Genomic DNA, 11,846 nt, shown 5'->3' on the forward strand with positions numbered 1-11,846 from the left:
ACACCTTGAATCTTAGCTGTTTTACGGCTAAAGAGACCTCTTAGGTAATACAGCCGTGCTTCTGCAATATATCTTATTGCAATAGGTTATAAACTTAATTTTTGCTATTGGCGAAAGTCAGGTTATAGAAGAGCTTTACCGGCAGATCGGGCAACTAAAGGTTGAGCTTGACTGGCTTTTTAAAAAAAAATCTGGAATTAACACCTAAGGAGAAGAAATTGCTTATTGACCACGCAAACAAATCTATAACGATAACCAGACAGGCAGAACTTCTGGGCATAGCCAGATCGACCGTGTATTATGAGCCTGTTGTTGATCTTTACGGCTTAGAGCTCATGCGATTCATAGATGAGCAATACACGAAGACACCTTTTTATGGTTTCAGGAGGATGACGGTATCATTGAACAGGAACGGTTACTTAGTAAACAGGAAAAGGGTCCAGAGGCTGATGAGACTGATGGGGATTGAAGCCATCTATCCGAAGCCCAATCTGAGCAAACCACATCCAAACAACAAGATATATCCTTATCTGCTATTCGTAGCCTTCTTACCAGCCAGCAGAAGTAGGGGCGAAGGGCTGTTCGCCCCTACTTACAAACGACTGGCTCAACCCTTTCTTCAATGGATATATTTTGATATATTTTTTCAATTTAAGGAGACCACCAACTAAACTTAACATACTGTCCGATTTTCTGGGTCCATTATACGGTGACGGCTCGGCTCGGTTTTGGGATAGGCTCTAAGCAGCTCATTCCGGATTGCTCTGTAGCCCTGCTTCATCTTTATCAACTATCACGATGTTAGGAGACAACCGACCGTCACAATACCCACTTTCGGTTGACAGGCTCCATTTTATGTGATATATTAGGACTTGTCGGTATTGTCGGGGCTTACCCGCTGCTACTACTTTGATTATGAAAGACGGATAAAGATTAACGCAGAGATTGCAGAACAAGCGCAGAAGACGCAGAGAAAAAGCAAGTTTAATCTCTGTGAACTCTGCGCAATCTCTCCGTTCTTTGCGTTGAAAAATTACCTCTCAAAGTGTTACCAGACGTTACCATCTTATTTGAGGAAAATGGGACACGGCTGACTTGTGTTATGAAAGAAGAAGTGAAATATTGATTTTGATCGCTGATGGGCCAAATATGGGGAAGGACGCTTGACGAGAGAAATTATGCTAACTGAGGATAGATACTGGACATACTTTGATGAAGCCTGAAAGAAAATTATAGAACAGTTCTTCCCGCAGCTTTTATGCTTTTTCGTCCCCGAACTCTACGAAGACGTAGACTTCTCAAAGGGAATTACCTTTCTGGATAAGGAAATGAAAAAGTTGTCCCTAAAGGCCGTAAAGGGCGCCAAACATGTGGACAAACTGGTCAAAGTTTACCTCAAAGAGGGAGGGGAACAATGGATTTTGGTTCATATAGAGGTTCAAGGGTCTCCAGAAAAAGACTTCTCACTTCGGATGTTTAGATATTTCTATCTGATATTTGACAGGTATGGCCAGAAGGTAGTAAGTATGGCCATATTGACCGGGCCAAAGAGAGTTGCCGAAGAGGGAAGATACGAGCTTAAAACTTACGGGAGTGGCGTAGAGTTTCAGTATCTTTCTTTCAGGTTGATGGATTATAATAAAGATAAGCTGGAGCAAGATTCTAATCCAATATCCTTAGTAGTTTTGGCCTCGCAGGAAAAGGAACGGGCCAAACAAAAAGAAGAGAAGTTTGATACCAAGCGATATCTTGTAAGAAAGTTATATGAACGAGGATACCAAAGGGAGAAAGTAGAAGGACTGTTTCAATTTATCGATTGGGTCTTACAACTAAGCGATGAAGAAGAATTGCTGATATGGGAAGAAATAAAAAAATTAGAGGAGGTGAAGAAAATGCCCTATGTTACAAGCGTGGAGAGAATCGGAATGAAAATCGGAAGGGAAGAAGGAATGAAAATAGGAAGGGAAGAAGGAATGGGAATCGGAATGTTGGCTGAGGGTAGAGAGATGGTATTGGAGGCATTGGATGTGCGGTTTAATGAAGTTCCAACTTTTATCGCCAATGTTGTGAATCAGATAGAGGACATATCCCTCTTAAAATCCCTCTTGCGATCTGCAGTCCAATGTACTTCACTGGAAGAGTTTGAACAGGCCTTAGAAAAATCTGGGTAATCGGTGGATAAAATAGTTGATTGCACAGGGGTCGCATTTTTTCCGCTTGACTTCTCTATTCTGGTAGACTATACTTGGCAAGAAAGTAACTACTCAGGTGGATAGGCTGAAGGCATTTAGACGGTAGGAGGGAATCAGGGCGTAATCAAATGGTAGGAACCGACAAGGTTTTGGGTGCTCTGATTCAGTCAAAGGCGCAAAAGCTAACAGCCTATAGCCTACCGTCCAAACTACCTAAGTAGTTACGAGAGAAAAAAGAAAAGTAACTACTCAGCCACTAAGACACAAAGACGGGCTGAGTAGTTACAAAGAAAACTGGGAAGGAAACCACGAATATGACCACGACCGATTCTATATCCCCCCCTCATTTTATCCGAAATATCATCAAAGAAGACTTAACAACAGACAAGTATGGAGGTCGAGTTCAAACCCGATTTCCACCGGAACCTAACGGTTATTTGCATATTGGACATGCCAAATCCATCTGCCTCAATTTCGGGCTGGCTGCTGAGTTCGGAGGTCTTTGTAATTTGCGGTTTGATGACACCAATCCCGTGAAAGAGGAAGAGGAGTATGTCGAATCCATTAAAGAAGACGTCCGATGGCTGGGATTCGATTGGACGGACAGGCTTTACTATGGCTCGGATTATTTTGAGCAGATGTATGAATATGCCGTGCAGCTTATCAAGGCAGGCAAAGCGTATGTGGATGATTTAAGCGCAGATGAAATCCGGGAGTACCGGGGGACGTTGACTGAACCCGGCAAGGAAAGCCCCTATCGGAACCGCTCGTTGGAAGAGAATCTGGACTTGTTTGAGCAGATGAAGGCAGGTGAATTTCCGGATGGCTGTCGCGTGCTGCGGGCGAAGATCGATATGGCCTCAGGAAATTTGAATATGCGGGATCCGGTTATGTACCGCATTCTCCACGCCAGACATCATCGGACAGGCGATGCATGGTGTATTTATCCCATGTATGACTGGGCTCACGGTCTGGAAGATTCCATTGAAGGCATTACTCATTCGATTTGCACCCTGGAATTTGAAGATCATCGTCCCTTGTATGATTGGTTTCTTGACCAATTGGGCATTTACCATCCCCAGCAGATTGAATTCGCCCGGCTTAATCTCACTTACACGGTGATGAGCAAGCGAAAACTCCTGGAACTGGTGACAGAGGGGCATGTCAACGGCTGGGATGATCCTCGGATGCCGACCATCTCAGGCTTGCGCCGACGCGGCTATACCTCGGAGTCCATCCGGAATTTTTCAGAGCGCATCGGTGTGGCCAAGCGGGACAGCATGGTTGATATCGCCCTGCTCGAACATTGCCTGCGGGAAGATTTGAACAAACGGGCTCCCCGAGTAATGGGGGTCTTGCGACCGCTCAGGGTGATTATTGATAATTATCCCGAAGATCGGGTAGAAGAATTGGAAGCCGTCAACAATCCGGAAGATCCAGGGATGGGGACACGAAAGGTCCCGTTTTCGCGGGTGCTCTATATCGAACAGGATGATTTTCGTGAAGACCCACCCAAAAAGTTTTTCCGCCTATCCCCTGGTCGTGAAGTCCGGTTAAGGTATGCCTATTTGGTCACATGCACTGAGGTGGTGAAAGATGAAAAAGGCCAGGTGGTAGAACTGCACTGCACCTATGATCCGGCCACTCGAGGCGGGGGCGCGCCTGATGGGCGTAAGGTTCAGGGAACCTTGCACTGGGTCTCGGCCGCTCACGCCCTGGAGGCTGAAATCCGGTTGTATGATCATCTCTTCCTAAAAACGGATCCCGGCGATGTCAAGGAGGGAGAGGATTATAAAAAATATCTGAATCCGAACTCATTGGAGACATTAACCTCGTGTCGGGTGGAACCCAGTTTGTCAGGCGCAAAAGCGGGGACATGGTGCCAGTTTGAACGACAGGGTTATTTCTGTGTCGATCCTGATTCTTCTGAGGAAAAACTTGTCTTTAATCGGACCGTGACCCTGCGAGATACGTGGGCAAAGATAGAAAAGAAACTATCTACTATAGACTGAAGGCTGAAGACTGAAGGCTGAGTAGTCTTCAGCCTTCAGCCTAATCTGCCTGAGTAGTTATCTGGAGAGATTCGTAACCGTTCAGCCACAGATGCACACAGATGAAACACGGAAAATCCGTGAGCCGTGTCCGTGATTCGGGTCTGTCCTTAGGCTGTAGGGACAACCCTTGTGGTTGTCCGTCTACGGAACGGACATGGACAAGCACGGACAGGGACAAGCCCTGTCCCTACACTTCCGCCTTCTGTCCTGTGTTATTTATCCGTGCTAATCCGTGCAGCTATACCTGAAGGGTTACAGAGATTCATAAATGGTCAGAGTAAGATTTGCCCCCTCGCCCACCGGTTATCTCCATATTGGAGGGGCCAGAACAGCCCTCTTTAACTGGCTTTACGCCAGGTCAAAAGGCGGGAAGTTTATCCTCAGGATAGAGGATACGGATGTCAAGAGATCGACTCCAAAGGCAGTGGAGGCTATCCTGGAGGGCTTGAGATGGCTGGGTCTTGACTGGGATGAAGGGCCTTATTTTCAGTCTGAGAGATTGGAGATATACCGGCGATATGCCCAGCAGTTGCTCGAATCGGGCAGGGCTTACGCCTGTTATTGCACGCCGGAGGAGTTAAAGGAAAAGCGGGCTAAAATGGTCTCGGCCGGGCAGGAGGCTGGTTATGACGGCACCTGCCGACAGCTTTCTCAGGCCGAGGCGAAACGGTTAAGAGAGTCAGGCCGAAAACCCTCCGTCCGATTCAAGGTCACCCCTGGAATGACTAAAATGAAGGATATCCTCCGGGGGCCGCTGGAGTTTGACAACCAACTCCTGGGTGACTTTATTATCCTGCGACCGGATGGGACGCCTACCTACAATTTCGCGGTGGTGGTTGATGACGGTGAGATGAAGGTCACTCATATCATCCGGGGAGATGATCATATCTCCAATACCCCCCGTCAGATTCTGCTTTTTGAGGCCCTAAGATTCGACCTGCCTTCTTTTGCCCACCTTCCTATGATCTGGGGATCAGACCGGACCAGACTAAGCAAGCGCCACGGGGCGACTTCAGTTACCGCCTATCGGGAAGAGGGCTACCTTCCGGAGGCCCTGGTAAACTACCTGGCCCTTTTAGGCTGGTCCACTTCGGATAGTCAGCAGATCTTTGGCAGAGAAGAATTGATCTCGAAGTTTTCTTTAGAAAGAATCAGCAAAAACCCGGCCATCTTTGATCCGGAAAAACTGACCTGGATGAACGGTGAATATATCAGATCCACTGACCTGGAAAGGCTACTCGATCTGGCCACGCCCTATTTAAGAGAGGTAAAAGGCCCGGCGGCCGAGGCTGATCGAGGGTGGTTCAAGGAACTGGTAAGACTTTATCAGGAGAGGATCAAAACCTTGAGTCAGTTGTCAGAGCAGGCTGACTTTTTCTTTACCGAGGAGATTCAGCCGGATGAAGATGCTTTAAATAAAGTGCTTAGGAAGGAAGGTGTGGCAGATATCTTAAGTCGGGTTAGAGATGCCCTGGCTGAGGTAGAGCCGTTTAATGTGGCCACAATCGAACACAACCTGCGGGCCTTAGCCGCTGAACTCGGGGTTGGGGCGGGCCAGGTCATTCACCCCTTAAGGGCATCCTTAACCGGCCGGCGGGCCAGTCCCGGGCTTTTCGAAGTCATTACCCTCCTCGGCCGGCCGACCACTTTAAGGAGGATAGAGCAGACCATCAATGACTTGAAAAAGAGGACCTAAAGAAGGCTGAAGGTAATCATTTGCTGGATGCTCGATGCTCGATGCTTGATCTTCGATGCTGGTAAAGGATCCAGTATCCAGGATCGTAACTCCTCAAAACTAAGTTAAGCAGTTAGTTGGGAGACAAAGCAAAATTCCCTCTCCCTTGATGGGAGAGGGATAGGGTGAGGGTGAAATGGGCGGGCAATATTATTACTCTTGCTAAAAACCTTATATATAGATGGGGTATTAGCAACAATAAGAGAGGGTTGTTTATTTCACCCTCCCCTAACCCCTCCCATCAAGGGAGGGGAAGCTTTTATGCCAACGCCGTCGTCGGTACAAAAGGAGATGAAACTTAACCCATAGCACTATAAATCTGTAATGAGCTTACTTTTTTAACTTGATTTTGAGTAGATACCCAGGATCGAGCATCGAGGATCGAGGTTGTGTCTTTGTGCCTTAGTGGTTGAACGCTTACGGCTGAAGATAGTTAGGCTTGTATCATTTGAACCAGTTCCTCTACATCTTCCACAATTAAATCGGCTTGGTGGGCCTCGAATTTCTTTCTCAAGGCGGCCTTATTATCCGTGGAGGCCAGGCATCCGATCGAGATAAAGTTAAGCTCTGACTTGGCCCGGTTAGCCGCTATGACATCATCCGGGAGATCGCCGATATAGGCACATCGCGTCTTGCTTCCGGCCCCTAATTCCCTGGCCACCTGAAGGAGTTTATACGGGTGAGGTTTAAGCCAGGCCCGGTCTGCCACATCATCCTGAGTGAGCACCACCTGGAAATATTTCTTTAAGTCAAAATACTTCAGGCCATAATCAGCATCCAGCCTGGGCCGGCCGGTGGCGATGCCCATTTTGACTAGCCCGGCCAGGTGTTTCAAGGTCTCTGGTTTGACCAGCCGGATTTCTTCGGTCAAGTATCCCTTGCCGTGGTAAACCAAGGGGGGCTGATGGTATACCTGTTCAAAATATTCCCGGCCCAAATAAAGTTCTTGGAATATCCTTTTAATCAGATTGCCTCTTAACTCATCCCCTTGAGAAAAAGAGAGGTCGGAATTTTCACCCTTAATCTCCCTTCTTAATCCGGTCAGACCTGCCTCCTTACCCTTAAGTCTATTGACCAAAGAGTCAATGTCTTTTCTCCGGACGATTTCTTCCAGAGATACCTCTGTTTTACTACCCGCCTTCTTCAAGATATTTAATATGGTCCGGCTGTCAATATTATCCCAATCTTCTTCTGATTTCTGACTTCTGACCTCTGACTTCTGATCTATCAGGGATAGCAGGTATTCCACCAGGCCGTAGGACAGGTCGTAATCATCGTTAAATCCACCCAGGTATTTAAAGGCGCTCACATCTTTTTCTGTAATCAAGTGGGCCTCTCCGTGAAGGCCAAGACAGCGTTGAAAATAAAGCTGAACCGTATCGATTACAGCCTGTTGGTAGGAATGGGATGTGTCTATCAAGACCCCATCCATATCAAAAATAAGAATGTCTATCTTCACCTTGGGTTTCGGGTTTGGGGCACCCGCTTGCGGGTCGTGGGGTTTTGAGTTCATTATAGTATTATGCGTTGTCTGCCAGCTAAGTTTTCCTTATCCTTGGATCGAGATAGTGGTAAAGCAAATCAACCATCAGGTTGATAAAGACAAAAACCACTGCCCCAAAGAGGACCGTGCCCATAACCACGGGCAGATCCCTTTTCATTACTCCTTCCATTACGGCATATCTTCCCAGTCCAGGCCAGCCAAAGATGGTTTCGGTTAGGACCGAGCCGTTAAGATAGCTGCCAAAATCGAGACCAATTAAGGTAATCACTGGAATGAAGGCATTTCGGAGGCCGTGTTTGAAGATAACTATGGTTTCCGAAAGTCCTTTAGCCCGGGCCGTGCGGATGTAATCCTGACGCAGCACTTCCAGCATAGCCGATCGAGTCAACCGAGCAATGAAGGCAGCCGATCTGACGCCCAGGGTCAGGGCCGGAAGGATAAGATGAGCCGGATCACCTCGCCCCATCCCCGAAGGAGGAAGCCAGCCCAGAGAGATGGAGAAAACAAAGATAAGCAGTAGTCCGAACCAGAAAACAGGCGTAGATATGCCTAAGACGGCCAGGACCATCGCGGCTCTATCCCAGATTGAATCAGGCTTGACCGCTGATAGCAGGCCGATGGATATCCCCATCAGACTGGCCACTATCATAGCTGATACAGCCAGATAAAGTGTATTAGGGAATTTTTCGACGATAGCTTCAGAAACCTTTCGGTGAGTATAATAAGACCGTCCCAGATCTCCCTGGACAATCTTGAGTAAGTATCGTCCATATTGAATTATAAGGGGTCGGTCAAGGCCGAGTTCCTTCCTGAGACGCTCGATGGCCGCCTCGTCTGTCCGTTCTCCAACCATACCCAGCACCGGATCCCCAGGTAGGACGTAGATAAGCACAAAGGTGATGGTGACAATCCCCCAGAGAACAGGAATAGTAGCCAAAAAGCGACGAGCAATGTAAAAAGGCATAGTAATTAATAATGGTACCTACTCAGCCTTCAGCCTTCAGCCTTCAGCGCCTATCTACCTGAGTAGTTAATTGATGTATAGAGACCAGGACAGGCCAGAGGGTCTTGAGTTCTTCCAGGCTGATCATATTAGGTCCATCGCACAGGGCTTGATTCGGCGAAGGGTGGACCTCAAGGAAAACTCCATCACAACCGGCCGCCACGGCCGCCCGGGCTAAACAAGGCACAAATTCTCTCTCCCCCCCGGAACAACTTTCTCCCCCACCAGGAAGTTGAACGGCGTGGGTAGCATCAAAGATAACTGGAAAACCAAAGGATCTCATAATAGGCAAAGACCGCATATCGACCACTAAATTGTGATAGCCAAAACTTGTGCCTCTCTCAGTAAGCAGGATTCGCTCATTTCCTCTTGATTTGATCTTCTCCACTGGGCCGGCCATATCTTGGGGCGCCATAAATTGCCCTTTTTTCACATTGACTACCTTCCCTGTTTCGGCCGCAGCAATCAAGAGGTCGGTCTGTCGGCAGAGAAAAGCCGGGATCTGGATAACATCGACTACCTCAGCTACCGGCTCCACCTCAGTGGGCAGGTGGACATCGGTAAGGACGAGGACGCCGGCTTCTTTTTTTACCTTTTTTAGGATTTCCAGCCCCTTTTTTAATCCCGGTCCCCGATAGGAATGGATAGAACTTCGGTTGGCCTTATCGTAAGAGGTCTTAAAAATAAATGGGACCCGAAGTTCTTGAGCTATCCCGGCTAACTTTTCAGCGGTATTCAGGCAATGAATTTCACTCTCAATCACACAGGGGCCGGCGATGAGTCCGAGGGAGCCTTTACCTCCCAAAATAACACTATCTCCTATGGGCAGCTCTTTAGTCATTTGGCTCACTCCTGGCATCTTCGTGGGTATGGTCGAAATTTTGTAACCGTTCAGCCACCGCCCCTACATTGTGTCTTAGTGTCTTTGTGGCTGAACACTTACAACTCATTTTATTTTATCCGTGCTAATCCGTGTCAATCAGTGGCTGAACGGTTACCTATATTTTATCCCTTAAATAGCAGAAAGTCAAGCATCTTCTTTCCGTTTAATGATGATCCAGCCAAAAGTCCCCCAAAATTGGAGTTTTTGTCTAACCATCGTAAAAGATAGCCTGAGAGAGAGATTTGTATCAAAATTGGCTTAAGACCCCTATATAGTGTCTCTTTTCACTTGACAAATTCCATATATTGTGGTATGATAACCATCGTTTTACTGTAACGTCCCGGTGGAGGGGGGACGATGGCGCGATTGCAATGGGAGGTAGAAAACCATGCGGTGTCCTTTTTGTCAACGTGAAGACGATAAAGTTATTGATTCCAGGGAGACCAGCAATAAGACTTCTATCCGGCGACGAAGAGAGTGTCTTGTCTGTGGAGAGCGTTTTACGACTTATGAACGTATTGAGCAAATGCCTTACGTAGTTATTAAAAAGAATGGCGAAAAGGAGCCTTTTGATCGAAACAAGTTGATTGAGGGTATCTTAACCGCATGTAAAAATAGACCGGTAGACAGAGAAACCATCGATGAATTAGCCACCAAGGTGCAGGGCCAAGTTTATAATGATGGTAACCGCCGGGAAATACCCACCAGAGATTTAGGCCGGACTGTTTTGGAACATCTTCAGCAAATTGATAAAGTGGCTTATCTTAGATTCGTTTCTGTTCATCAGGAGTTTCAGGATGCGAATCAATTTGTAGAAGTAATAAGGACAATAAGTCCCGAAGCAGGAGCTTAAGGATGGCGGATTTATGTTCCGCATTCCGCCATCTACCCGCCATAATCGCCAATCCGCAATCCATCATAAGAAGGGGAGGTTTGATTTATGCCTACGTTAGGCCAGATTTATGAATTAGCTGTCAGATCGGGAATAGAGGCCGACCCGCGAGGTCAAGAAGAGGTAGAACGTGATTTGGCCAGGGTTAAAAGTGACTACGAAGATATGAAGGAAAAAGAAAAAGAGGAGTTTGATCTTGAATCTCTGGCCAATCCTTACGCCGATACAAGAATCCTTTATGGAGAGAAAGATCTGTCTGTAGAAGGAATTATAGTGGGTATTGACATGGAGATCGGGGAGGTTCTACTGGCTGATAGGCTTCGTGCCCAAGGAAAAAAGATTGATCTTATCCTGGCTCATCATCCTGAGGGCTATGCCCTGGCTGGTTTCTACGAGGTAATGCATATGCAGGCTGATGTCTTGAATAAATTCGGAGTCCCGATTAACGTGGCTGAGGGGATACTTAAAGACCGAATTGAGGAAGTAGGCAGAAAGGTTATGCCGGTCAATCATGCTCGAGCGGTGGATGCGGCTAAGTTGCTTGATCTTCCTTTTCTTTGTGTTCACACCCCCTCTGATAATCTGGTTACTCGTTTTCTTCAGGATTATATTGATAAGGAGAAGCCGAATAGGGTGAAGAATCTTCTTGATCTGCTGAAAGGTATCCCGGAGTATAAGCAGGCCGTCAAAGATAAAGCCGGGCCAAAGATTATTAATGGAGATAAGGAAAACCGGGTGGGAAAAGTCTTTGTAGAGATGACCGGTGGAACTGAGGGGGCCAAGGAATCGATGGAAAAGCTCGCTCAAGCCGGGGTAGGGACCATGGTGCATATGCACCTCTCGGAAGATCACCGTAAAGAGGCAGAGAAACACCACCTCAATGTCATTATTGCCGGGCACATGGCTTCAGACACCATAGGGATAAACCTCTTTCTGGATGAGTTGACTAAAAAGGCTGAATTAGAGATTACACCTTGTTCCGGCTTTAGACGAGTAGAGAGACGTTAAGTTTCGAGTCTTCGGATCAGGTAAACCCCCATTCGTAATCCCAAACCCAATATCAGATGGTTAGGCTTTTCAAGGAAGCCTCTCGGATAAAAATAGGAAGTAAGAAGTAAGGTAAGCGAGGATATAAATTAAAAAGTAAGCGTTCAGCCCCTAAGGCACAAACTCGATGCTCGATGCTCGATCCTTGATCCTCGAGGCTCCATTCAGCATCGAGCATCCAGCATCGAGGGGGACATGGGGGACGGTGGTGTAGAAAGCAAAAAAACATTTGACACATCAAATACCACAATGTATAATTGAACTATGCCAAGGAAACCTAAGATTAGATGCTCCCGGAGTTTTACATCATGTGATCGTTCGAGGGATTGTAGCCAAGACCGACCTGAGCTCAGTAGGCAAGATGATCTTAGGCCAATGGCTAAAATAAATTACTTTCTACACCACCGTCCCCTATGTTCTCCTATGTTCTCAGTTAAGGAGATTAGGAAGTTGCCTGCCGGTTTTCTTTTGGAGACAAGGAAGGGATGAAACCCACAAAAGAGGTTGTGAGGGTGGCTATCAAATTTTGTGAGTGA

10 protein-coding genes are annotated in these 11,846 nt (G+C 47.0%); 6 read left to right on the forward strand and 4 right to left on the reverse strand.

Going from position 1 to position 11,846, the window contains the following annotated elements; all coding sequences use genetic code 11:
* The first annotated feature begins 218 nt into the window (after positions 1-218).
* The 4 genes from AB1797_09095 to gltX all read left to right on the forward strand — a co-directional run bounded on the left by AB1797_09095 (position 219) and on the right by gltX (position 5,942).
* On the forward strand, positions 219-671 hold the full coding sequence (locus tag AB1797_09095) for an IS3 family transposase (protein ID MEW5767766.1): 453 nt from the start codon (positions 219-221) through the stop codon (positions 669-671).
* A gap of 657 nt (positions 672-1,328) precedes the next feature.
* Complete coding sequence (locus AB1797_09100) at positions 1,329-2,171, forward strand: hypothetical protein (GenBank protein MEW5767767.1); 843 nt, start codon at positions 1,329-1,331, stop codon at positions 2,169-2,171.
* A 335-nt stretch (positions 2,172-2,506) separates the two neighbouring features.
* Positions 2,507-4,204 (forward strand): glutamine--tRNA ligase/YqeY domain fusion protein, encoded by a 1,698-nt coding sequence (locus AB1797_09105; GenBank protein MEW5767768.1) that lies wholly within the window; start codon positions 2,507-2,509, stop codon positions 4,202-4,204.
* Between the two features lie 310 nt (positions 4,205-4,514).
* Positions 4,515-5,942: a glutamate--tRNA ligase gene (gltX, locus tag AB1797_09110; protein ID MEW5767769.1), complete on the forward strand. Its 1,428-nt coding sequence runs from the start codon at positions 4,515-4,517 to the stop codon at positions 5,940-5,942.
* A 472-nt stretch (positions 5,943-6,414) separates the two neighbouring features.
* Here gltX and AB1797_09115 read toward each other — a convergent pair whose 3' ends face one another.
* From AB1797_09115 to kdsA, 3 genes are read right to left on the reverse strand one after another with little or no spacing between them, the layout of a single operon-like run.
* Positions 6,415-7,494, reverse strand: a complete 1,080-nt coding sequence (locus AB1797_09115) for an HAD family hydrolase (protein ID MEW5767770.1) — start codon at positions 7,492-7,494, stop codon at positions 6,415-6,417.
* Positions 7,495-7,519: 25 nt separating this feature from the next.
* Positions 7,520-8,449: an ABC transporter permease gene (locus AB1797_09120; protein MEW5767771.1), complete on the reverse strand. Its 930-nt coding sequence runs from the start codon at positions 8,447-8,449 to the stop codon at positions 7,520-7,522.
* A gap of 43 nt (positions 8,450-8,492) precedes the next feature.
* Positions 8,493-9,329 carry a 3-deoxy-8-phosphooctulonate synthase gene (gene kdsA / locus AB1797_09125; GenBank protein MEW5767772.1) on the reverse strand — a complete coding sequence of 279 codons (837 nt, stop codon included), beginning with the start codon at positions 9,327-9,329 and terminating at the stop codon, positions 8,493-8,495.
* A 430-nt stretch (positions 9,330-9,759) separates the two neighbouring features.
* Between kdsA and nrdR the strand changes: the two genes are divergently transcribed.
* Positions 9,760-10,224 (forward strand): transcriptional regulator NrdR, encoded by a 465-nt coding sequence (gene nrdR, locus AB1797_09130; GenBank protein MEW5767773.1) that lies wholly within the window; start codon positions 9,760-9,762, stop codon positions 10,222-10,224.
* An 87-nt stretch (positions 10,225-10,311) separates the two neighbouring features.
* Positions 10,312-11,271, forward strand: coding sequence for an NGG1p interacting factor NIF3 (locus AB1797_09135; protein MEW5767774.1), 960 nt, complete (start codon positions 10,312-10,314; stop codon positions 11,269-11,271).
* Between the two features lie 52 nt (positions 11,272-11,323).
* On the opposite strand, the gene AB1797_09140 is transcribed toward AB1797_09135, so the two are convergent.
* Positions 11,324-11,539: a hypothetical protein gene (locus tag AB1797_09140; GenBank protein ID MEW5767775.1), complete on the reverse strand. Its 216-nt coding sequence runs from the start codon at positions 11,537-11,539 to the stop codon at positions 11,324-11,326.
* Between the last annotated feature and the right edge of the window lie 307 nt (positions 11,540-11,846).

It is taken from the genome of bacterium, from assembly GCA_040753085.1.
Taxonomy (GTDB): Bacteria; UBA9089; JASEGY01; order JASEGY01; family JASEGY01; genus JASEGY01.